The following is a 22,122-nucleotide window of genomic DNA, read 5'->3' as shown; positions in this document are numbered from 1 at the left end:
TAGCTACAAAGTTAATAAGGTTCTAAGCTACTAAGTTTTTTACAAACTAGTAATTTAGAACCTTATTTATTTTAAGTTAAACTCTTAGCACCTTAGCACCTTAGTAACTTAGAATCTTTTTTTTACAATTTATCTTTTAAGTAAACTCCAGTTACCGATTCTTTTACTTTTACAATATCTTCGGGAGTTCCAGAGGCAAGTAAATGACCTCCATTTTCTCCACCTTCAGGACCTAAATCAAGAATCCAGTCTGCACATTTTATAAGATCAAGATTGTGTTCGATAACGATTATAGAATGTCCTTTTTCTATTAAAGCGTCAAACGAAGCCAAAAGTTTTTTAATGTCATGAAAATGCAGTCCCGTTGTAGGTTCATCAAAAACAAATAAAGCTTTGTCTTTTGTCGCGCCTTTAACCAAGAAAGAAGCCAATTTAATACGCTGTGCCTCTCCACCAGAAAGTGTAGAAGAAGATTGTCCTAATTGAACATACCCTAAACCAACATCTTGTAACGGCTGTAGTTTCTGAGTGATTTTAGTCTGCTTATTTTTTTCGAAAAAAGCAATAGCATCATCAATGGTCATTGTCAGGATATCATTAATATTCTGATTGTCAAAAGTAACCTCTAAAATTTCTTTTTTAAATCGTTTTCCGCCACAAGTTTCGCAAGGAAGAGAAACATCGGCCATGAAAACCATTTCGACATTTATAGAACCTTCACCTTTACAAGTTTCACAACGTCCTCCGTCAACATTAAAAGAGAAATGTTTAGCTTGATAACCTCTTATTTTTGATAATTTTTCTTTGGCATATAAATCACGAATATCATCATACGCCTTAATATACGTTACAGGATTCGATCTAGAGCTTCTCCCAATCGGATTTTGATCTACGTACTCAATATGTTTGATCTGCGAAAATGATCCTGAAATTTCAGTAAACTGTCCGGCTTTTTCAGCAGCGCTTTCCAGTTTTTTCTGCATAGCTGGAAATAAGATTTTCTTAATCAGCGTACTTTTTCCACTTCCAGAAACACCGGTAACCACAGTTAAAACATCTAACGGAAATGTAACATTAATGTTTTTTAAGTTGTTTTCACGTGCACCGATTATATCAATATGATTTTTGAATTTTCGTCTTTTCTTCGGTACAGAAATCTCTAAATCGCCATTTAAATATTTCGCAGTTAAAGAATCAGATTGCAGAATTTCATCATAAGTTCCTTGCGCAACTAGTTTTCCACCAAAAGTTCCAGCTTCTGGACCAATATCAATAATCATATCGGCAGCTTTCATGATATCTTCATCATGTTCTACCACAATTACGGTATTTCCTAAATCGCGAAGAGAAAGCAATACTTTGATTAATCTTTCAGAATCTTTAGGATGCAGACCAATACTTGGTTCATCCAAAATATACATCGAACCAACCAAACTGCTTCCTAGAGAAGTTGCCAAGTTAATACGCTGCGATTCTCCTCCAGAAAGCGTTGCAGAATTTCGATTTAAAGTAAGATAGTCTAAACCAACTTCCGTTAAAAAAGATAAACGATTATTGATTTCGACCATCAAGCGTTTCGCAATCTGCTGTTCATAAACGTTTAATTCTATATTTTTGAAAAAAGTAACCAAATGTTTAATTGGTAAATCAACCAAATCAGAAACTGTTTTTCCGTTGATTTTTACATAAGAAGCTTCTTCGCGCAAGCGTTTCCCTTTACAAGCGTGACATTTAGTTTTACCACGATAGCGTGAAAGCATTACTCGGTTCTGAATCTTATAATTTTTTTCTTCTAATTCTCTAAAGAAATCATTTAGTCCCTGAAAATATTGATTTCCAGTCCAAATTAAATCTTTTTGTTCGTCAGTTAATTGGAAATAGGGCTTATGAATAGGGAAATCAAATTTATAAGCATGTTTTACCAATTCGTCTTTATACCAGCTCATACTTTCGCCGCGCCACGGATAAATAGCACTTTCATAAACAGATAAAGCAGTATTTGGAACAACCAGATCAGCATCAATTCCAATAATATTTCCATAACCTTCGCAAACCGGGCAAGCCCCATACGGATTGTTGAAACTGAATAAGTGAACATTTGGCTCGAGAAAAGTCATTCCGTCAAGCTCAAAATTATTCGAATAAGAAAATCTCTTCTCTGCATTTAATTCTTGAAGATAACAAATTCCTTTTCCTTCAAAAAAAGCAGTTTGCACAGCATCTGCCAGACGGTTATAAAATTCTTCTTCCTCTTTTACAACAATACGGTCAATAATTAGTAAAATGTCTTTATTGTCTAATTGATGTAAATCTGAAGCAGAAAATTCATCTAGACGAATCATTTCGTTATCAACCAAAATACGCGCAAAACCTTGCTGCAGAAGCACTTTTAGTTTGTCTTCTAATTGCCTTCCTTCTTCAAGATGAATAGGAGCAAGCAAAAGCCATCTGCTGTCAAGAGGAAGACTCTTTACATCAGAAATAACATCTGTAACAGTATTTTTTTTAACTTCTTGTCCGGAAATAGGAGAGTAGGTTCGCCCAATTCTCGCAAACAAAAGTTTGATATAGTCGTAAATTTCAGTAGAAGTTCCAACAGTCGAACGAGCATTAGTCGTATTTACTTTTTGCTCAATAGCAATTGCAGGCGCTATACCTTTAATATATTCTACTTTTGGTTTGTCTAAACGGCCCAAAAACTGACGCGCATAAGAAGATAAACTTTCTACATAACGTCTTTGTCCTTCGGCATATAAAGTATCAAAAGCTAAACTTGATTTTCCTGATCCTGAAAGACCTGTAATGACAACCAGTTTATTTCTCGGAATAACCACATCTACATTTTTTAGATTATGTACCTGCGCTCCTTTAATTATAATATTTGATTTCGGATCTATTTTAGAAAGGTCAATTTGCATAAAAAAGTCAATTTTTACAAAAGTAATCAATTTTGAATTGGATTTAGTTAAGGATTTAGTTCCAAATTTTAACTATTTTACTCTAACTGAAAGACTTTTTGAAGCAGATTTAGCTGTAAAAGTGTACTTTTTTAGAGCTGTATTGGTCCAGTTTAACACAGTCTGCAAAAAAATATTCTCCAATTGTCGGATTATTTCAATAAAAATTGTAATTTGAAATCTGATTAGAAGAAAAGAATAAAAATTATCTCATTAATTATTAGGTGTTTAGGTTCGTTTTTTAACACTTTTTCCTAGCATTTTTTTTACGGATTTTTAGCACTTTGTACGTAAATTTTATGTTTATTGTACATTAATAAAAGTTTTACTAATAATAATTAATGATTTATTTGCATTTTAAAATTAAAAATTGTTAAATTTGGTCACAATATTAACATAACCTAAAAAAAGAAACGCCTATTTAAAAAAACTACTTTTTAGAAAAATACTCCAAATTTTTAAAATAAAACTAAAAAAGTAGTTATTATGGCTGATCTGCATACTCCAGACGCTCTATTAGTAAAAAATTATGTTGACGGCAGTGAAGCTGCACTGGCAACATTAATAAAAAGGCATGAATCTAAGATATATGGTTTTATATATTCTAAGATTGCTGATAGAGATATTTCAAATGATATTTTTCAAGATACATTTATAAAAGTAATCAAAACTTTAAAAAGCAATTCGTATAACGAAGAAGGTAAATTTCTGCCTTGGGTAATGCGTATTTCTCATAACTTAATTGTAGACCATTTTCGCAAGACAAAAAAAATGCCGATGTACAGAGAAACAGAAGAGTTTTCTATTTTCTCTATCATGTCTGACGACGCACTCACAATAGAAGGCAAAATGATTGTGGACCAAGTAGAATTGGATCTAAAAAAGTTGATAGAAGAACTTCCAGAAGATCAAAAAGAAGTATTGGTAATGCGTATGTACCAAGATATGAGTTTCAAAGAAATCTCAGAAATTACAGGCGTAAGCATCAATACAGCATTGGGAAGAATGCGTTACGCGCTAATGAATTTGAGAAAAATAATAGATAAACATCAAATTATTTTAACCAACTAATACTATTTTGATATTTAGTCCGTTATACTAGTATAAATCATTTTTACAGTATGGGGAAAATTTACTCAAAAAAAGCATTAGCTTCCAAAAATCTTAAACCTAATAAAGAAGTCGTTTCTTTTTTATTGAATTATTCTAAAGCCTTGACAGTTGTTAAGATTGAAGATAAAAATTTTGAGATTATAGCTAACTAAACACCCCACTGCTCCTGTCGGATGTTTATTAAAAATAAACCGAATGGTCGTTTCGGTTGAAAAAGCTCACTGTTTGTATTTCTTATACAAATAGTGAGTTTTTTATTTTGTTTATATTTTGAACTTAAAAAATATAAGTTTTTTACATCATTTTCCTCTTGTTTTGTTAAAATTTAATATTTTGATGAGATTTTATATGTTTATTTAGTTTTTAATTTTATTTTAGTTAAAAAACTAGCTTTTTGTTCGATAAAAATGATTTCGTAAGTATTATTCGTATAAGAGTGCTGGTTTTATTCAAAGAATTAGAAAAATAACAACGTAATAACTAAATATTTAACCCCAAAACAGATTGTTTATGAAGAAAAACTACCCTGCTTTATTTTGTTAAGTTTTGATGCTCATTTGATTTTGAGAAAATAGTTGGACCAGCAGTATTGACTCAAAAAATAGTAATAAGATAATTTTTAAACCAGTTTAATTGTCTGTTGCTATTGCCTCAAGAAAATAAGAAAATCATTTAATCACCAAAACTTAACCGTAAAATGAAAGAGAACATTAAAATGTTGTCGTGCTTATTAATGATCAGCATTGGCGCATTTGCCCAAAAAGACAAAATTAAGGAAGCGCAGTCTTTATTTGATAAAGGAAATAGCCAAGACGCTTTGGCAATTTTAACTAAAACAGAATATCTTATTCTTAACGCATCTGATGAAGACAAGTCAGATTATTACTTCTTAAAAGGTAATGTATTAAAAGATTTGGCTGTAAAAAACATTGATGCTGCCAATAATTTTACATTGGCGTCGCAATCATACCAAGATGTATTTTTATACGAAAACGAATCAGGAAAATTCAAATGGACAGTTAAGGCTAATATGGCTTTAAAAGATATGAAAGCCAGTCTTGTAAATGGCGCAATGGCAGATTTTAAAGCTGGAAACTTCAAAGAAAGCGCAGAGAAAAGTTATAAAGTATATTTGTTTGATAAAAAAGATACTTTAAACTTGTGTAATGCTGCAGCCTCATCCATAAATGCAAAAGATTTCAATGCTGCCGTTACTTACTATGAACTTCTGAAAAAGATTAATTATTCTGGAAAAGGGGTTCTGTACTATGCTACAAACAAAAAAACAAAAGAAGAGGATACCTTTATTTCTCCAAAAGCCAGAGAATCTGCAATTCAGCAAGGTTTGTACGAAAAGCCAAGAACAGAATCTATTCCTTCCAAAAGAATAGAAATAAACAGCAATCTGGCGTATGCCTATCTTGAAAAAAAGGATTATCCAAAATCAGAAGCGATTTACAATTATGTGCTGGAATTAAATCCAAATTATATTGATGCGTATATCAATCTAGCTTATCTGAAATTGCAAATGAAAAAAGATCTTGCCGATGAAATCTCTGCACTGGGAACGACTCCGGCAGAAATGAAGCAATACGATAAGCTGAATGCCAGAAAAGATGATATTACAAGAAGTGCGATTCCGTATCTAAAGAAAGTGCTAACGCTTGAGCCAAAAAATCCAGATGCAACCAAAACGTTATTAGGTGTTTACAGATCACTTGATATGAATACAGAATACAACGCTTTAAAAGCGGGAATGTAAATTAGATAATTTTATTGATTAGATAATTAGATAATGTGTTTTAATAACAGACAATTATCTAATTATCTAATTTTTTTTATTGGCACATTAAACAGCTTTTTTCAAAGCTATTTTCTCCATTTCTTCAATAAGAGATTTTTTGCCAACGGTTTTAGTGATAATGTCTTTCTCCAAATTCCAGCCTCTTGCAGGCGAATATTCTCGACCGTACCAAATAATCTGCAAGTGCAAATCGTTCCATAATTCTCTCGGAAATAATCTTTTAGCATCTTTTTCAGTCTGAGCTACATTTTTTCCGTTAGATAAATTCCATCTGTGCATCAAGCGATGAATGTGCGTGTCTACAGGAAAAGCCGGAACACCAAAAGCTTGCGACATTACCACACTAGCCGTTTTATGTCCAACAGCAGGCAAAGCCTCAAGCGCTTCAAAACTCTGCGGAACTTCTCCGTTATGTTTTTCAATCAAAATTTCAGACAAGCCATGAATTCCCTTCGATTTCATAGGTGACAAACCGCACGGACGAATAATTTCTTTAATTTCTTCCACCGACATTTTAACCATATCATACGGATTATCAGCCTTTGCAAACAAAAGAGGCGTAATCTGATTCACACGTACATCTGTGCATTGTGCCGACAATAAAACCGCAATTAAAAGCGTATACGGATCTTTGTGATCTAGCGGAACAGGTATAGTAGGGTAGAGTTCTTTCAATTTGTCTATAACAAACTGTACACGAGCTTCTTTATTCATTTCGATGATTTTATTGTCTGTAAAAATAGTATAATTTTAATGATGTGCCTAATCCAGCTTTCCGTTTCAACTCCTCATTATGCTAGTAACATTTTTAAGTATTTAAAAGAGCTTCCTTCGGTCGCTTTTTAAATACAAAAAATGTAAACTATCATAATTCCGGGGTTTCCACTTCAATCTGGGGCATGAAAAAAGTTATGAATTAAGTTATGAGTTAAGAGTTGTACGCTATCTTTGTTTTAGTCTAAAATCTAAAATCAATAATCTAAAGTAAATAATATCTACAAGGCATTTAGCAAACCTTGCGGGAATCTAAAATCAACAATCTAAAATCTAAAATTAAAAAGATATGACAACATTAAAAGCAGGAGATAAAGCACCCAATTTTTCAGGAACAGATCAAGACGGAAAAACACATAAACTGGCAGATTATGCTGGGAAAAAACTGGTTGTCTTCTTTTATCCAAAAGCAAGTACTCTTGGCTGTACAGCCGAAGCATGTGATTTGAGAGATAATTTTCACCGTTTTCAAGCCAATAATTATGAACTTCTTGGAGTAAGTGCAGACACCTCAAAAGCACAGATAAAATTCAAAGAAAAGTACGAATTGCCTTTTCCGTTAATTGCAGATGAAGACAAGTCGGTTATTAATGCTTTTGGAGTTTGGGGACCAAAGAAATTCATGGGAAGAGAATACGACGGAATTCATAGAACTACTTTCGTAATCGACGAAAAAGGAATTATCGAAGAAGTAATCGAGAAAGTAAAAACAAAAGAACACGCTTCGCAGATTTTGAAATAAAATTTTGTTTCAGGTTTTCTTTGTTTCAAGTTTCAAGTTGTGCTCAAAATGGGTTGAAATTTTACCGCAAAGAACGCAAAGATTATTTACGCAACGCACGCTAAAGATTTTACGTAATGCACGCAAATATTGGACTGTAGAGACGCACCGCAGTGCGTCTAACGTTTGTATTACCGCAAACACACGAAAATATTATTAATTGGAATGCTGAACCTGCCATACTTTGCGTAGACGCACTGCGGTGCGTCTCTACAGTCCAATCATTGCGGTAAGAATTAAAAGCAAAAAAAAAGCCCCATCAAGGGACTTTTTTTTATGCATTTTGCTCTAATTCTTTCTGAGGATGATATCCAAAAAGATGATGTTCTTTTATAATTTCAGGAATTCCAGGGGGAAGCATTGGTTCCCATCCAGGTTTGCCTTGGTTAATCATTTTTAAGATTTCTCTAGAGAAGACATCCAGAATGTTCGGATCATAATCTTCAATATCAACTACTTTTCCGTTGAATTTAAAGAATTTGTATAATTCTTTCATTCTAGGATGAACTTTCAAGTTGTTTGAGTTCATTAATGAGCCATCTTCATCTAACATTGGATATAAGAATACTTTCATATCGCGATAAAATAATTTTCCGAAAGCTTCCAGAATTCCACCACTTAAATGACGGTAATATTTCTCGTCAAAAATGTCAACAAGGTTGTTTACACCCATTGCCAGTCCCATACGGGCTTTAGTATAATTAGCGAAATATTCCACAACTTTGTAATATTCTTGGAAATTTGAAATCATTACGGTTTGACCTAATGAACAAAGTAATTCAGCCCTGTCCATAAAGTCGCGTTCGTCAATTTCACCGTCAGAACGTAAATTCGAAAGAGTGATTTCAAAAATTACAAGCGTATTGTTCTTTTCAACTTTATTTTCCTTGAGAAACATTTCTAATGATTTCTCGTACATGTCCATGTTTACTTTGGTAACAGGACGAAAACTTCCTCTTAAGGCTAATAAATTCTTTTTGTAAAGGATTGCTGCCGGCAGAATATTTTTTCCTTCAGGATTGAACATTACGGCATCGGTCATTCCATTTTTAACCAATTGTAAACTCATCAAACGATTGTCTACATCGGCAAAACGAGGTCCTGAAAAGTTAATGGTATCAATCTCTAACTGATCTTTGTCTAAGTGATCGTATAAATAACGAAGTAATCGTTTTGGATCGTTGTATTTGTAAAAAGCACCGTAAATTAAGTTTACCCCTAAAATACCAAGTGTTTCTTGTTGCAGTCTGGCGTCAGTCTCTTTAAAACGAATGTGAAGAATAATTTCGTTATAAGCTTCGTCTGGTTCGATTTGGTAACGAATTCCAACCCATCCGTGACCTTTAAATTGTTTGGCAAAATCTATTGTGGCAACCGTATTGGCGTAACTGAAAAAAAGTTTGGTAGGGTGTTTTTCTCTGCTTAAACGCTCTTCGATGATTTGTCCTTCATGGGTAAGCATTTTTTTTAAACGCTCTTCAGTAACATATCTTCCATCATTTTCAGCTCCATAAACGGCGTCACTAAAATCTTTATCATAGGCAGACATCGCTTTTGCAATAGTTCCCGACGAACCTCCAGATCTGAAAAAGTGTCTAACTGTCTCTTGTCCAGCGCCAATCTCAGCAAATGTTCCGTAAATATTTTCGTTTAAATTAATGCGTAACGCTTTGTCTTTTATAGAAGGAATCTGTTCGATGACCTTGTCACCCTTGAGTTTTATTTCTGTACCCATTTTGTTTTAAATAGATTTGTTACAAAGTTAGTAAATTAGGCTTCTAATGAAAGAGAAATAATCCTATTTTTGTAAAAAAATTAAGTTCAATTGAAGGTTTATTTTTTAGGTACAGGTACTTCTCAAGGCATTCCAATTATCGGAATCGATCATCCAGTTTGTAAAAGCACTGATGCTAAGGACAAAAGGCTTCGTGTATCCATTTGGATAACATGGAACGAGCATTCCTATGTTATAGATTGCGGTCCCGATTTCAGACAGCAAATGCTTTCTTGCGGATGCCGAAAACTGGACGCTATTTTATTTACACACGAACATTCTGACCATACAGCTGGTTTAGACGATATTCGTCCATTTAACTTCAGACAGGGCGAAATTCCGATTTACGGACACAAACGTGTTTTAGATAATCTAAGACGCCGTTTTGATTATGTTTTTGAGACGGTAAACAAATATCCAGGAGCACCAAGCGTGAAAACAATTGAAGTGCATAATAATGCTCCTTTTGCTGTGGGGGACAAAATGGCGATTCCTATAAATGCCATGCACGGAGATCTTCAGGTTTTTGGCTACAGAATCGATAATTTTGCTTATCTGACAGATGTAAAAACAATTGAACCAGCAGAAGTTGAAAAACTGAAAGGTTTGAAAGTTTTGGTGGTAAATGCTTTGCGCGTCGAACCTCATGATACGCATTTTAACCTGCAGGAAGCGCTAGATTTTATCAATCTTGTCAAACCCGAAAGAGCTTATTTAACTCACATCAGTCACGTTTTAGGTTTTCACGAAGAAGTACAGAAAACACTTCCTGAAAATGTTTTTCTGGCTTATGACAATTTAGAAATTACAATTTAATTATACCACACAATGAAAAAATCCTTAATGCTTTATCTTTTTATTTTGGCTATTTTAATGAACGTTTTTACGTATGCATTTTACAGCGGCGAAGTGAAATTTGGAGAGCAGCGATATGAAAAGACAACAAAAAAACTAAGAGATAGCATTAGTCTAATGAAAAATAAATTGGCTGAAGCAGATTATTTTTCTTTAGAGCACAATGAAAATGCACAAAATTACTTTGATAACAGTGCTTCTGGAGGTAAAGTTATTTTATACGAGAAGCTAATTCCGGTTGTAACTGAAAAACTATTAGATTTAAATTCAAATCCAAAAGGAAATCCATATACAGGACAAGATCAAATTGGTCCAAATAAATTTATTATCAATAAAGTAAAGATTCTAAACCACAGATGGATTATTGCAGACTACAGCAATGGTGAATTGTGGGGGGAAGTCTTGTTAAAATACTTTGTTGATAACAATGATAACATTACCTTTGAAGTAAATCAAACTTGGTTATATCAAAAATAGGATTTTATATCCTATTTTTTTTGACCTTTAAATAAATAGGATATGAAAAAGATATTTTTGTTTTTGATGATTGCAAGTGTATTTTCTTGCGCTAAAAAAGTTTCGCAGGAAAAAGATAAGACAACTCCAAAAGAACCGCAAAAAGAAGCTGTCGTAGGAGCTGATTCTGATGCTCACGGTTGTAAAGCTTCGGCTGGATATACTTGGTCAGAACTCAAAAAAGAATGCATCCGAATTTTTGAAGGAACAAAACTTTCTCATTATGATGATGGAGAGACTTATACAACTGCATCATATGTAATTTTTGACGGAAATAAAGCAGAACTCTTCTTAGATACTCAAAAAGAATCTATCATTTTAGAAAGAAAATCTGAAGGAGATTCTTGGGTTAACGGCGACTGGCAATTAATTCCTTGGAAAGGTTATGTTTTGAAGAAAAACGGAAAGATTCTTTATACTGAGCAGTAATTCTTAATTCATGCTTTTTTTTTAGGATACTTTCTTTAATATAACAAGATAATAGGAAAGATTTTGTTGTCTACATAATTGTTTGTTATTAGATATTTTTTTTTATCTCAATTAATGTTTTTAAATGCATTAAAATTCCACTAGTGATTGGAGACTCAATTAATTCTAATAGCTTAGTTTTAAATGAATCTACATTATCGCAAGTAAATGTTCTGTTGTTTCTGGGATCCTTAGCGTATAAAGTAATTTCAAGAGGATATTGATTAATTATACTTTGAATATTTACCTCAATTAATCTGTACATATAGTCATGTAATTCAGGGACAACTATATATAATGCATAAATAACTGTTCCTGTTTCTTCTCTAACTGTTTCGGTCACTATTCCTGTGAAAATTGAATTAGTATCTTTAGAAAGAAGACTGGCATATTCAGTTAAAATTTTTTCAGGATTTTCCTCAGGTTTTGGCTGTTCGCCATATATTTTCCAAATTGTTGACATATTCGTTTTATTTAATATTTAATGAGAATTTGACTGGTAAATGATCAGATAAGTCTTCTTTAATTAATGATTCATCTTTTTTTATTGTGAATGGTTTTAAGAAGTTTATCATTTTTGTTTTAGTTATTATTTTTGTTTGTCTATAATTAACTTTATCCACTAAAGAAGGGCGTATGATAAAACCATCGAATAAATTCCAAATAGGGGTTTCATCTTCAGTATATCTAAAATATGTTCCAGTAACTTTTGCTTTTCGATTTAAATAATCATAATCACCTAATAAATTCCACATCGGATTATACCAAAAATCATATTTTTTTTTTGAAATTGGATAATTTAAAAGAGTTTTAATGAGTTCTTTATTTTCAACTCCATTTATCATATTTGGTTCGCATAAATCTGATTCATGAGGATTGTGATTAAAGTCACCCGCTAAAATTGTATTATTGTTATTAGTTGATGTTTTTTCAAATTCTTTTATTTTTTGAATTAAAGGTAAATTTTTCCATAGCTGTTGCCTTTCAGAGTTGTTGACTTTGCTGTGCAAATGAACAGCTGCAATATTAAACTCTTCCATTGATTTTATTTTCTGTAAATGTATAAATACAAGTTTTTTATTATCTGTCCGTAAAATAGAAAAGTTTTTAAAAGTATTTTTCTTAAGAAATATTCTTACTCCGCTTCCAATTCCATTACCCGGATAAACTATTTCATTGTATTGATAACTTAAGACGGTATTTACAAATTGGCCATATGCTTCTTGAAGTATAATTATGTCAATCTTATTTTCATTTGATACAGCTTTGAGTGCTTGCTCTAGTAAAATTGTTTTTTTATTATTTATATTCCAAGTCAATAATGTAATCATAATTTAAAGACTTTTATTAAAAACTATTATTTAAGCCAATTCTTAAAATCAAAGAAATTCTGTGGAGCCACTCCGTGCCCGACTGGGTATTCTTTGTAAACAACAGGAATATTTAATTTCTCTAAAATCGCTGGAGTTTTTCTAGCCCATTCAATTGGAATAACTTGATCTACAGTTCCGTGTGAGGCAAATATTTTTAGATTTTTAAAGTCGTTGTTTTGATATTCTTCTTTAATGATTTCTTCATTAAAATAACCACTCATCGCAACTACTCGCTGAATTTTTTCAGGATAAGAAAGTGCTGTTGCATAACTTAAAATAGATCCTTGGCTGAATCCAATTAAAGTTACATTATTAGCATCAATTGGATAATTGGCAACCAATTCATCTATAAATGAAGCAATTTTGTCTCTTGAGATTTTTGCTTGTTCATTATCCGAAAACTTATTTTGGTCAGCATCGAAGTTAATCGCGTACCAAGCGTAAGCACCGTATTGTAAATCGTAAGGAGCTCTCGCCGAAATGATGTAATAATTGTCTGGAAGTTCAGAAGCAAAAGAGAATAAATCGGCTTCGTTGCTTCCGTATCCGTGTAATAAAAGCAATAGAGGGTTTTTATCTAAAATTACTTTTGGTTCTTGTATTTTGTATTCTAAAGATAGATTCATTTTTTTAGTGTTCAGTGTTCTGTTTTTTAGTGTTCAGTTCAACTTTGTCAAAGTTTAAAACTTTGACAAAGTTAGCGACGTGCAATTGGAATTTGGAATTTCAAAAAATTGGAATTTGTTATCCAATAGATTTAAACCATTTCTGAAACAATTCCCCAACAAGCGGAATCGGTCTCATTTGTCCTTGGATAGCAGTAAAAATACCATAAGTCCATAAGATGGAAACGCAAATCCACATTGGAAAAGTGATGAAAAAGCTGTCAAAATTACTGGTTAGCGCTCCAAAAGAAATAAAAGTTAGAGATAGACCTAAAGCTTGACGGATATGAAAAGAAGCAAAGCTATTTTTATTTTCAGAATTCATAGACATGGCAATGAGAACTCCAACGATTAAAATATAACTTGTAATAGCGATTGGCTTTCCTTCTTCGACTGAATTATTCATTGTATTATTTTGTAACTAGTTGATTTTGATTTAAAATTCCGTACACAGAACCTTTAGTTTCAGTTCCTAAGAAAGCAGAATTTTTAGATTTTGAAAGAATATTTTCTTTCGTAAAAGTTGATTTTCCTTCTGTTGTAAACAAGCTCAAATTAGCTTTTGCACCTTCTTCAATTGTATTGTTTTCTAATCCGAAAATAGTTCTTGCGGCAGTTAATTTTGCTACAATTGTTTCTACAGGTAAAACGGTCAATAAAGCTCCAAAAGCACTTTCTAAACCGATAGTTCCGTTTTTAGCGGTATCAAATTCCATTTTTTTGAATTCAATATCAATAGGGTTGTGGTCAGACGTAATCATATCGATTGTTCCGTCGGCAACTCCATTAAGCAAAGCTTGTCTGTCAACTTCGGTTCTTAGCGGAGGCGTAACTTTAAAACGAGTGTCAAATCCGTCCAGTTTTTCATCAGTTAAAACTAAATGATGCACAGAAGCGCTGCACGTTACATGTAATCCTTTGGCTTTAGCTTCTCTAATTAATTCAACCGATTTTGCTGTAGAAATGGTCGGAATGTGAAGCTTTCCACCTGTATATTCTAGTAAAAATAAGTTTCTCGAAATTTGAAGTTCTTCTGCCAGATTCGGAATTCCTTTTAATCCTAATCTTGTAGAAACAATCCCTTCGTTCGCAACACCATTTCCTTTAATGTTAGGATCTTGAGAATAAGCTATTACCAATCCATCGAAATCCTGCACATATTGCAATGCAATTTTCAAGATATTAGCATTGTCGATACTTCTGTTGTAATCTCCAAAAGCAATTGCTCCAGAATTTTTCATATCAAAAAGTTCTGCCATATCTTTTCCTTCGCTGGCTTTTGTTAAAGCGCCGATTGGGAAAATTTCTGTAGCAAAACCATTTGCTTTGTTTTTTACAAAATTTACCTGAGATTGGTTGTCGATAATCGGTAAAGAATTGGGTTGTAAGGCGATTGCTGTAAAGCCGCTTTTTGCTGCAACATTCAATCCGTTTGCAATAGTTTCTCTGTCTTCATAACCTGGTTCGCCAAGAGAAACACTGCTGTCAAACCATCCTTGAGAAACATGAAGATTCTCAAATCGTACTACTTCAGCATCATCGTTTGGAAGAGAAACTCCTATTTTTTCTATTACACCATCTGCAATTAAAAGATCAACGGTCTGATTGTGAAACGGACTTTTTGAGTCGATAATTTTGGCGCTTTTGATGATTAGTTTCATATGTAGATATTTTTTTGTCGTAAAATGATTTTTGTAAAAAGTAAGACGTTTTAGAAAACGAGAAACCTATTTTACAAATTTTATAATTGCCATTTCTAATGCTAAAAATAACAGTGCAAAGATAACAAACCATTTCCAAATTTGGCTGTCAGTTCGCTCTGTTTGTAGTGTATTAAAAATGGTCGAAATGGTATCGGCAGTTTTAAAATCAGAAACTGCATTCGTGTTTACCTGACTCAAATCGCTTTCGGTTCTTTTGTAATTAAAACTGATATTTTCAACCTGCTGTTTTTTATCAAAAATGCTGTAATTTCCAGCGGTTTCAGGAAAATCATTAAAGGTTAATTTGACTTTATTGTTTAAAATCTGCTGAATCGGAATAAAAGAATCTTCAGTTCCTTTTACTTCCAAAATAGCATCTTTAGTCAGTAAAACATCAACAAAATAAGGCTGATTATTTCCAATTGTCAAAGCATTTACACCAGTTTTCTGATTGTTCTGAGCGATTTTATAAAACAAAGGAACAATTAAAGGCGATTGTTGAAAATTAGAATTAGCACTATTTATTGGCGCTGTAAAAACCGTTATTCCAGAAACTTGATTTTGTACAGAAGTCACAAAAGCTGTCTGATCTTCAAATGAAAGTACAGCTGGATACGGACTTGAAACAGCAAATGAACTGTTTACTTTCGGATATTGGAAATTGGTTATTTTGTTTTCGAAAACTCCTGAAAATAAAGGGTGATCGAAATTAATTTTTGTGATTAGTTTGCTGTTGGTTTGTAAATTTCCGAATTGAATTTTTCCAAACTGTCCCAACAAGGCATTCAAACTTGAAAGCGAACTTTTCTCAGACGGAATTACAACCAAATTTCCTCCTTTAGAAACAAAAGCTTTTAAAGTTGTTTGCAATGCCTGCGGAATGTCAATTAGTTCATTTAAAATAATCGTATTTTGTTTTTCTAAACTATTGTAATCTAAAGCGCCAATCGAGTAATTGTTATAGTTGAATTCGCCAGAAGTATAAATTCTCGATAAGAAATTGCTTTTTTCAGGTTCGCCAATGCTAATAACGTTCGTTTTTTTGTTTTTAGAAATGCTGAAAAACAATTTATTGTCATAAGTTAGTCCATTGTCTTCAATCGCAACATAACCATGAAAAGCCTCTTTTGGAATCGTAAAGTTGATTTTCTTTTTCTTCGCATCAAAATTGACAATCGTTTTAGCGATTAATTTGTTTTGATTGTAAAGAGCTGTTGAAACAGGCTTAAAATCTTCGCCATAAGCCGATAAATTAATTCCAATTTCGTAGAAGTTTTCTAAGGTCTGATTGATGTAAACGCTATCAATCGAAATGTTATTTTTCTGTTCTGCTTCTGGAACTATAAAATAGGGTTTTTCGTCAAAATCTATACTTTTAATAGCTGCTTCTTGTAAACCTACAGCATCGGTAATAATAACTATATCTTTTTTATGAGCCGATTTGTGCGCTTTTATTTTGGCTGTAATGGCCGAAAGATCGAAAGAAGAAGCGCTGTACTTTAAGTTTTGCAAAGCGCTTTTGGACGATTTAATATCGGTATTCCAAAAGTTTTCGGTGTTCGTCAAAAGTGAAAATTGGGCGTTTTCTGGAGTGTTTTCAAGCAACTCTTGAACGGCTCTTTTTAATAATTCACCTTTTTTGCCTTTTGCCTGCATACTGAAAGAATTGTCTAATACAATATACATTTCGTTTGAAGCGTTCTTACTGTCGGCGGCTTCAAAAAATGGCTGTGCAAAGGCAATAATAGCGCAAGTAAGCAATAATAAACGAGTAGCTAATAAAAGTCGCTTTTTGATTTTAGAACTCTTACGAGTCTGAACAGCAAGCTCTTTTAAGAATCGAACATTGGTAAAATAAGAAGTTTTAAATCGTCTTAATTGAAATAAGTGAACCAGAATTGGAACGATCAATAAAAACAGAAAGTATAGAATCTCGGGATATTTAAAATGCATTCTGGCTTCGATTTACTTGTCAAAAGTACGAATTAAATTATTTAAACCATATAAGTTCGGGGAAGAGATTATTAAAGAATAAAGAATAAAGAATAAAGAATAAAGAATAAAGAATTAAGAATAAAGAATTAAGAATAAAGAATTAAGAATAAAGAATTAAGAATAAAGAATTAAGAATAAAGAATTAAGAATTAAGAATAAAGAATTAAGAATAAAGAATTAAGAATTAAGAATTAAGAATTAAGAATTAAGAATTAAGAATTAAGAATTAAGAATTAAGAATTAAGAATTAAGAAAGCTTAAATAACTTACATGAACTTATATGGTTAAAAAAACAAAAAATGTAACTTTTGTAATTTCTTGTACAGGAGATGTTATTTCGAAACGATTTTATTGCTTATTTTAGCTAATTCAAAAAACAAACTATGAAAAAAATATATCTAGTCTTATTTTCAGCTTTATCAATAACCGCGGTAAAGGCTCAAAATAAATTTAATTTATTAGTTGGAACTTACACCAATACCTGCCAAAGCAATGGGATTTATGTCTATGAATTCGATGCTTCTACAGGCGAGTATAAACTAAAAAGTTCTTCTGAGAATGTTGTAAGTCCGAGTTATCTTTCAGTTTCTGGAGATAATAAATTTATTTATGCTGTAAACGAAAACGGGACGCAGAGTACTGTAAGTTCTTTTTCATATGATTCTCAATCTGGAAAAGTTAGCCTTTTAAATAAAAATGATGCTTTAGGAGCAGATCCGTGTCATTTAATAAATGATGATAAACATGTAATCGCTGCGAATTATTCTGGCGGAAGCATTGCGGTTTTTAAGAAAAATACTGACGGAAGCATTACAGAAGCACAGCAGTTAATTCAACACGAAGGAAAAGGGCCAAATGCGGCGCGTCAGGAAAAAGCGCACGTGCACATGGTGGTTTTCTCTCCGGATAAAAAGTTTGTGCTTTCTAACGATTTAGGATTAGATAAAGTGTTTATTTACAAATACAATCCAGCGGCTAAAAACGAAATTTTGACATTAAAAGGAAGTGTTGATGTAAAACCAGGAAGCGGGCCAAGACATTTGACTTTTAGTAAAGACGGAAAATTTGTGTATTTGGTTCAAGAACTAGACGGAACGTTGACGACCTTAAGCTATGATAAAACAGGAAGCTTAAAAGTAGTTGCAGAAACAAGCATTCTTCCAAAAGATTTTAAAGGAGGAACGGGAGCTGCGGCAATCAAAATTTCGCCAGACGGAAACTTTTTATACCTTACAGATCGTGTAGATGCAAACTCTATTTCAGTTTACAAAATTCTAAAAACTGGTGCATTAGAATTGGTAGAACAGCAAAGTACATTAGGAAAAGGTCCTCGTGATTTTGCAATTGACCCAACTGGAAATTATGTTTTAGTAGGTCACCAATATACTAATGATATAGTTATTTTTAAAAGAGATATCGCAACAGGAAAACTGGCAGATACTGGCAGAAGAATTCAGATGTGTTCTCCAGTAGGAATGGTTTTCACGAAAATATAGTTTTTTGTAAGGTTCTAAGTTGCTAAGGTACTAAGCCTCTAAGCTTAAAAAAAGGGTAAAGATTCAAAGAATCTTTACCCTTTTTTGTGTTATATAAAAAACTTAGAACCTTAGCAACTTAGCACCTTAAAAAAAATTACTTTTTCTTCTTCTTCTCATTTCTTGTCTTCAACATATTTCTGTTGACAGAGCCGTGAGTTTTCTTTTTGGTTTTTGAAGGACCACCAAGATTGATTTTTTGGTTCTTTTTCGATTTTTCGTGAAAAGCACCGTCACCTTCAAGTTTTGGTTTTTTCAATAAAAACTTTCTTGGCAATTTGTCTTTTTCAGCTTCGATAAGTTTCTCTGAGATTTCAACTTCTTCAGGAAAATCAGCGATTTCAAGTTCCTGATCCATCAAAAGTTCAGTTTCTATTTTGAATTCTTCTTCTCTTGGAGTAACAAAACTAATAGCAGTTCCCGTTGCGTCTGCACGACCTGTACGACCAATTCTGTGCATGTACAATTCTGGTTCTTCTGGAAGTTCAAAGTTAATGACGTGTGTGATGTTAGAAATATCCAAACCTCTCGCCATAACGTCGGTTGTAATTAAACCGCGCAAATTTCCTTCTTGAAATTCAGCCATTGTACTCAAACGGTAATTTTGAGATTTATTGGAGTGAATTACACCAAATTGGCCTTCAAAAAGCTCATCAATACGATTGAAAAGCATATCTGAAATCTTTTTGTTGTTTACGAAAACCAAAATACTGCTCATGCTTTCGTCGGTTTCCAGTAAATGTTTTAAAAGATTTACTTTGGTATTGAAATTCGGAACATTATAAGTAAGCTGTGTAATTTTTTCAAGCGGAGTTCCTGATGGAGCCAGCGTAACTTCTTCTGGAAAATCGAAATAATCATTTAATAAATCATCAACTTCATCTGTCATCGTTGCAGAGAACAAAATATTTTGACGTTTAGTTTTCATCATGGCAAAAAGAGCTGTCAGCTGTGGTCTGAAACCTAAATTCAGCATTTCGTCAAACTCGTCAATAACCAGTTTCTGCGTTTCGTCAAAACGAACTACAGCGTCAAGAGCCAAATCCATTGTACGTCCAGGCGTACCAACTAAAATGTCAACACCTTCGTAAACGGCTTTTTTTTGTGTATTAATGTTTACACCTCCATAAATTCCTAAAGTTTTAACCGACATATAAGTAGTCAGTTTCTCCACTTCTTCAACTACCTGAACGACTAATTCACGCGTTGGAACTAGGATTACGATTTTTGGCGTATTGGTATGGGTAAATTTGTAAAGCTTTAAAAGCGGCAGTAAATAAGCAAATGTTTTACCAGTTCCAGTTTGTGCAATTCCCATCATATCACGTCCAGACATGATTACAGAAAAAGATTTTTCTTGAATAGGAGTAGGCGTAACAAATCCTAATTCGTCAACTGCTTTTTGTAATGATTTTGGAAGATTAAATTTTTCGAAAGTGCTCATTTGCTTTAAATTTTGTGCAAATGTACGTTAAATTCATGGTTTTTTGTTGATTTTGTAATTTTAGATGTCTTTTTGTCACCCTGAGCGATCCAGAAGCTTCGGGAGAAGGGCGTGCCGATTGGAACGCGGGCTTCGACTCCGCTCAGCCTGACAATGATTTTTTTAACCGTTAATTCATAAATTAAATTAGAAAGAAATTCGTGTAATTTATGGCTAAAAAACAACTTACAGATTCTCCGCCACGAATTCACGAATTGGTTAGATAAAAATTCGGGAATTCGTGGCGAAAAACAATTCTGGCAAAAAACTTCGAAAAATTGTCTATTACTTCGCGGATTTTCTAGTGTGATCCTTCCTTCATCAGGATGACAAATAGGGGCGTTAGTTATATTGATAGAAGTAATAAAGTGTCTTTAAAACCCTTCAAAAACCCCTAACCCAAACAAAGCAAAATCGTATTTTACAGGATCTGAAGCATCCATTTTGCGAAGTGCTAAATCTAATTCTGCTAATGCTTTTGCATCGTTTTGCTTTCGCGAAAGAATTCCAAGTTTACGTGCAACATTTCCCGAATGAACATCGAGGGGACAAGATAATGCAGAAGGCGAAATAGTTTTCCAGATTCCTAAATCGACTCCTTTTGCATCTTGGCGCACCATCCAGCGCAGGTACATATTGATTCTTTTGGCTGCTGAATTGTTTAACGGATCTGAAATGTGTTTTTGAGTTCTCGCTAAATGATCTGTTTCGAAGAATATTTTTTTGAATTCGCTGATGCTTTTCTGTAAGCTATCTTTTTCCTGATTTTTTGCAAAAACATTTTCTAATCCGTTGTGGTTTTGATAGATATGTTTTAAGCCTTTTATGAAACCAGCAAAATCATGTCCGTTGAAAGTTCTGTGCACAAAAGTTTCCAGTTTGGCCAAATCTTCATCAGAATGTGACATAACGAAATCGTAAGGTGTGTTGCCCATCAATTCCATCATTTTGTGTGAATTTTTGATAATCATTTTACGGTTTCCCCAAGCGATTGAAGCGCTTAGAAAACCAGCAATTTCGATATCTTCTTTTTGAGTAAAAAGATGCGGAATCTGAACAGGATCACTTTCTATAAAATCCTGATTGTTATATTGAATGACTTTTTCGTCTAGAAATTCTTTGAGTTCTTTTTGGTTCATTTTAAATCAAATCTTCTGATGAATTTGAGTGCCCTAGCCCTGATGGGAGCGGCATCCTTTTTCTGGCTTCTTTAGCCAGGAAAAGATATAGCGGACAGCAGGAAATAGCTCCTGATTAACTTAATTACTAATCTGTCCGTCGACCATAACTAATTTTCTATCGGCCATGTTTGCCAATTCTTCGTTGTGGGTTACAATGACAAACGTCTGTCCGAACTCGTCTCGAAGCTGAAAAAACAGCTGATGCAGGTTTTCTGCTGAATGTGTATCTAGGTTTCCAGAAGGTTCGTCGGCAAAAATGACATCTGGTTTGTTGATTAAAGCTCTTGCAACTGCAACACGCTGCTGCTCACCGCCCGAAAGTTCGCTTGGTTTATGATTGATTCTGTACGAAAGTCCAAGATAGCTTAAAAGTTTTTTTGCTTCTTCTTCTGTTTCGGCTGTTTTTTTACCTGCAATGTGAGCCGGAATACAAACGTTTTCTAGTGCTGTAAACTCAGGTAAAAGCTGATGAAATTGAAAAATGAATCCTAAATTTAAGTTTCTGAAATCGGATAGAACTTTATCTTGTTTGCTTTTCTTTTTAAAGTAGCGGCTGTAGTAAATAGCTAATAGAAGAGTAGGCAGGAGTATTACCGCCCATGTCCCGTAACCGAAAATGTCGTTTTCTATTTTGTTTCTAAAAAACAATACAAATACAGCTAATAAAACAAAATATAAAGTTCCTAACCAAGTGATAATTTTGAACGCTTTTTCTTGATTCGAGCTTTCGTTTTTGACGTTCTGCAATTCTAAAACATTTTTTCCATTGATCGTCAGAGACGAATCTGGATTATGATCTGGCTTGTCTAAAGTTCCTAAGATTTGCAGTAAAGTTGTTTTTCCAGCACCAGAAGCACCAACGATAGAAACAATTTCGCCTTTTTTTATATGTAAGTCGACACCTTTTAAAACTTCAAGTTTGTCGTAGAATTTATGTATGTTTTTTGCGTGTATCATGTAGTGAAACTGTTTTTACAAAGAAACGAAGATTATGGTCAAAATCACAATGTTTTTAAATTCCAATTTTTGAAATCCCAAATTCCAAAAAAGCGTAGCTTTTTTAAAATCTAAAATCTAAAATCTAAAATCTAAAATCTAAAATCTAAAATCTAAAATCTAAAATCTAAAATCTAAAATCTAAAATC

General features: G+C 33.1%; 19 protein-coding genes and 2 pseudogenes. 8 read left to right on the top strand and 13 right to left on the bottom strand.

The window, feature by feature from the left end; all coding sequences use genetic code 11:
• Window positions 1–122 precede the first annotated feature (122 nt).
• Complete coding sequence (uvrA, locus tag Q9Q97_RS10115; RefSeq protein ID WP_306156578.1) at window positions 123–2,918, bottom strand: excinuclease ABC subunit UvrA; 2,796 nt, start codon at window positions 2,916–2,918, stop codon at window positions 123–125.
• Between the two features lie 525 nt (window positions 2,919–3,443).
• Here uvrA and Q9Q97_RS10110 point away from each other — a divergent pair.
• The 3 genes from Q9Q97_RS10110 to Q9Q97_RS10100 all read left to right on the top strand — a co-directional run bounded on the left by Q9Q97_RS10110 (window position 3,444) and on the right by Q9Q97_RS10100 (window position 5,832).
• The gene (locus Q9Q97_RS10110; protein ID WP_111366804.1) at window positions 3,444–4,028 is read left to right on the top strand and encodes an RNA polymerase sigma factor; all 585 of its coding nucleotides are present in this window, start codon (window positions 3,444–3,446) and stop codon (window positions 4,026–4,028) included.
• A gap of 50 nt (window positions 4,029–4,078) precedes the next feature.
• On the top strand, window positions 4,079–4,222 hold the full coding sequence (locus tag Q9Q97_RS10105) for a hypothetical protein (RefSeq protein ID WP_164515274.1): 144 nt from the start codon (window positions 4,079–4,081) through the stop codon (window positions 4,220–4,222).
• A gap of 545 nt (window positions 4,223–4,767) precedes the next feature.
• Window positions 4,768–5,832: a tetratricopeptide repeat protein gene (locus Q9Q97_RS10100; RefSeq protein WP_306156573.1), complete on the top strand. Its 1,065-nt coding sequence runs from the start codon at window positions 4,768–4,770 to the stop codon at window positions 5,830–5,832.
• A gap of 87 nt (window positions 5,833–5,919) precedes the next feature.
• On the opposite strand, the gene nth is transcribed toward Q9Q97_RS10100, so the two are convergent.
• Window positions 5,920–6,588, bottom strand: coding sequence for an endonuclease III (gene nth / locus Q9Q97_RS10095; RefSeq protein ID WP_306156571.1), 669 nt, complete (start codon window positions 6,586–6,588; stop codon window positions 5,920–5,922).
• A gap of 349 nt (window positions 6,589–6,937) precedes the next feature.
• Here nth and bcp point away from each other — a divergent pair, with 349 nt between their 5' ends.
• Window positions 6,938–7,390, top strand: coding sequence for a thioredoxin-dependent thiol peroxidase (bcp, locus tag Q9Q97_RS10090; RefSeq protein ID WP_306156569.1), 453 nt, complete (start codon window positions 6,938–6,940; stop codon window positions 7,388–7,390).
• 313 nt (window positions 7,391–7,703) lie between these two features.
• On the opposite strand, the gene Q9Q97_RS10085 is transcribed toward bcp, so the two are convergent.
• Window positions 7,704–9,164 (bottom strand): TonB-dependent receptor, encoded by a 1,461-nt coding sequence (locus Q9Q97_RS10085; protein WP_306156567.1) that lies wholly within the window; start codon window positions 9,162–9,164, stop codon window positions 7,704–7,706.
• Between the two features lie 90 nt (window positions 9,165–9,254).
• Here Q9Q97_RS10085 and Q9Q97_RS10080 point away from each other — a divergent pair, with 90 nt between their 5' ends.
• From Q9Q97_RS10080 to Q9Q97_RS10070, 3 genes are read left to right on the top strand one after another with little or no spacing between them, the layout of a single operon-like run.
• Entirely contained in the window at window positions 9,255–10,019 is a 765-nt protein-coding gene (locus Q9Q97_RS10080) for an MBL fold metallo-hydrolase (protein WP_306156565.1), read from the top strand.
• A gap of 12 nt (window positions 10,020–10,031) precedes the next feature.
• A complete protein-coding gene (locus Q9Q97_RS10075; RefSeq protein WP_306156563.1) occupies window positions 10,032–10,535 on the top strand; it encodes a hypothetical protein in 504 nt (167 codons plus the stop codon).
• Window positions 10,536–10,577: 42 nt separating this feature from the next.
• Window positions 10,578–11,003, top strand: a complete 426-nt coding sequence (locus Q9Q97_RS10070; RefSeq protein ID WP_306156561.1) for a hypothetical protein — start codon at window positions 10,578–10,580, stop codon at window positions 11,001–11,003.
• A gap of 88 nt (window positions 11,004–11,091) precedes the next feature.
• Here Q9Q97_RS10070 and Q9Q97_RS10065 read toward each other — a convergent pair whose 3' ends face one another.
• The 6 genes from Q9Q97_RS10065 to Q9Q97_RS10040 form a co-directional block, all read right to left on the bottom strand.
• Window positions 11,092–11,505, bottom strand: a complete 414-nt coding sequence (locus Q9Q97_RS10065; RefSeq protein WP_306156559.1) for a hypothetical protein — start codon at window positions 11,503–11,505, stop codon at window positions 11,092–11,094.
• Between the two features lie 7 nt (window positions 11,506–11,512).
• On the bottom strand, window positions 11,513–12,373 hold the full coding sequence (locus Q9Q97_RS10060) for an endonuclease/exonuclease/phosphatase family protein (RefSeq protein ID WP_306156557.1): 861 nt from the start codon (window positions 12,371–12,373) through the stop codon (window positions 11,513–11,515).
• Between the two features lie 26 nt (window positions 12,374–12,399).
• Window positions 12,400–13,041 (bottom strand): alpha/beta hydrolase, encoded by a 642-nt coding sequence (locus Q9Q97_RS10055; protein ID WP_306156555.1) that lies wholly within the window; start codon window positions 13,039–13,041, stop codon window positions 12,400–12,402.
• A 118-nt stretch (window positions 13,042–13,159) separates the two neighbouring features.
• A complete protein-coding gene (locus tag Q9Q97_RS10050) occupies window positions 13,160–13,486 on the bottom strand; it encodes a hypothetical protein (RefSeq protein WP_306156553.1) in 327 nt (108 codons plus the stop codon).
• Between the two features lie 4 nt (window positions 13,487–13,490).
• Window positions 13,491–14,741, bottom strand: a complete 1,251-nt coding sequence (locus Q9Q97_RS10045; RefSeq protein WP_306156551.1) for a dihydroorotase family protein — start codon at window positions 14,739–14,741, stop codon at window positions 13,491–13,493.
• 66 nt (window positions 14,742–14,807) lie between these two features.
• On the bottom strand, window positions 14,808–16,736 hold the full coding sequence (locus tag Q9Q97_RS10040) for a BatA and WFA domain-containing protein (protein WP_306156549.1): 1,929 nt from the start codon (window positions 16,734–16,736) through the stop codon (window positions 14,808–14,810).
• A gap of 425 nt (window positions 16,737–17,161) precedes the next feature.
• Here Q9Q97_RS10040 and Q9Q97_RS10035 point away from each other — a divergent pair, with 425 nt between their 5' ends.
• The gene (locus Q9Q97_RS10035) at window positions 17,162–18,274 is read left to right on the top strand and encodes a lactonase family protein (RefSeq protein ID WP_306156547.1); all 1,113 of its coding nucleotides are present in this window, start codon (window positions 17,162–17,164) and stop codon (window positions 18,272–18,274) included.
• Between the two features lie 136 nt (window positions 18,275–18,410).
• Here Q9Q97_RS10035 and Q9Q97_RS10030 read toward each other — a convergent pair whose 3' ends face one another.
• The 4 genes and pseudogenes from Q9Q97_RS10030 to Q9Q97_RS10015 form a co-directional block, all read right to left on the bottom strand.
• Window positions 18,411–19,757: a DEAD/DEAH box helicase gene (locus Q9Q97_RS10030; RefSeq protein ID WP_306156545.1), complete on the bottom strand. Its 1,347-nt coding sequence runs from the start codon at window positions 19,755–19,757 to the stop codon at window positions 18,411–18,413.
• Window positions 19,758–20,170: 413 nt separating this feature from the next.
• On the bottom strand, window positions 20,171–20,935 hold the full coding sequence (locus tag Q9Q97_RS10025) for a TIGR02757 family protein (protein WP_306156543.1): 765 nt from the start codon (window positions 20,933–20,935) through the stop codon (window positions 20,171–20,173).
• Between the two features lie 120 nt (window positions 20,936–21,055).
• Window positions 21,056–21,505, bottom strand: a pseudogene (locus Q9Q97_RS10020) (ABC transporter ATP-binding protein); the annotation flags it as partial.
• 216 nt (window positions 21,506–21,721) lie between these two features.
• Window positions 21,722–21,934, bottom strand: a pseudogene (locus tag Q9Q97_RS10015) (ATP-binding cassette domain-containing protein); the annotation flags it as partial.
• Window positions 21,935–22,122: the final 188 nt, after the last annotated feature.

The sequence above is a fragment of the Flavobacterium sp. DG2-3 genome, assembly GCF_030730925.1.
GTDB lineage: Bacteria > Bacteroidota > Bacteroidia > Flavobacteriales > Flavobacteriaceae > Flavobacterium.
This window is presented reverse-complemented; position numbering and strand designations above follow the sequence as displayed.

Excerpts from the sequence above, each read along its gene's own strand:
- Q9Q97_RS10040 (WP_306156549.1), bottom strand. The coding sequence starts at position 16,736 with ATGCATTTTAAATATCCCGAGATTCTATACTTTCTGTTTTTATTGATC.
- Q9Q97_RS10025 (WP_306156543.1), bottom strand. The coding sequence starts at position 20,935 with ATGAACCAAAAAGAACTCAAAGAATTTCTAGACGAAAAAGTCATTCAA.
- Q9Q97_RS10110 (WP_111366804.1), top strand. The coding sequence starts at position 3,444 with ATGGCTGATCTGCATACTCCAGACGCTCTATTAGTAAAAAATTATGTT.
- Q9Q97_RS10085 (WP_306156567.1), bottom strand. The coding sequence starts at position 9,164 with ATGGGTACAGAAATAAAACTCAAGGGTGACAAGGTCATCGAACAGATT.
- Q9Q97_RS10105 (WP_164515274.1), top strand. The coding sequence starts at position 4,079 with ATGGGGAAAATTTACTCAAAAAAAGCATTAGCTTCCAAAAATCTTAAA.
- Q9Q97_RS10055 (WP_306156555.1), bottom strand. The coding sequence starts at position 13,041 with ATGAATCTATCTTTAGAATACAAAATACAAGAACCAAAAGTAATTTTA.
- Q9Q97_RS10045 (WP_306156551.1), bottom strand. The coding sequence starts at position 14,741 with ATGAAACTAATCATCAAAAGCGCCAAAATTATCGACTCAAAAAGTCCG.
- bcp (WP_306156569.1), top strand. The coding sequence starts at position 6,938 with ATGACAACATTAAAAGCAGGAGATAAAGCACCCAATTTTTCAGGAACA.
- Q9Q97_RS10070 (WP_306156561.1), top strand. The coding sequence starts at position 10,578 with ATGAAAAAGATATTTTTGTTTTTGATGATTGCAAGTGTATTTTCTTGC.
- Q9Q97_RS10060 (WP_306156557.1), bottom strand. The coding sequence starts at position 12,373 with ATGATTACATTATTGACTTGGAATATAAATAATAAAAAAACAATTTTA.
- nth (WP_306156571.1), bottom strand. The coding sequence starts at position 6,588 with ATGAATAAAGAAGCTCGTGTACAGTTTGTTATAGACAAATTGAAAGAA.
- Q9Q97_RS10035 (WP_306156547.1), top strand. The coding sequence starts at position 17,162 with ATGAAAAAAATATATCTAGTCTTATTTTCAGCTTTATCAATAACCGCG.
- Q9Q97_RS10030 (WP_306156545.1), bottom strand. The coding sequence starts at position 19,757 with ATGAGCACTTTCGAAAAATTTAATCTTCCAAAATCATTACAAAAAGCA.
- Q9Q97_RS10100 (WP_306156573.1), top strand. The coding sequence starts at position 4,768 with ATGAAAGAGAACATTAAAATGTTGTCGTGCTTATTAATGATCAGCATT.
- Q9Q97_RS10065 (WP_306156559.1), bottom strand. The coding sequence starts at position 11,505 with ATGTCAACAATTTGGAAAATATATGGCGAACAGCCAAAACCTGAGGAA.
- Q9Q97_RS10050 (WP_306156553.1), bottom strand. The coding sequence starts at position 13,486 with ATGAATAATTCAGTCGAAGAAGGAAAGCCAATCGCTATTACAAGTTAT.
- Q9Q97_RS10075 (WP_306156563.1), top strand. The coding sequence starts at position 10,032 with ATGAAAAAATCCTTAATGCTTTATCTTTTTATTTTGGCTATTTTAATG.
- uvrA (WP_306156578.1), bottom strand. The coding sequence starts at position 2,918 with ATGCAAATTGACCTTTCTAAAATAGATCCGAAATCAAATATTATAATT.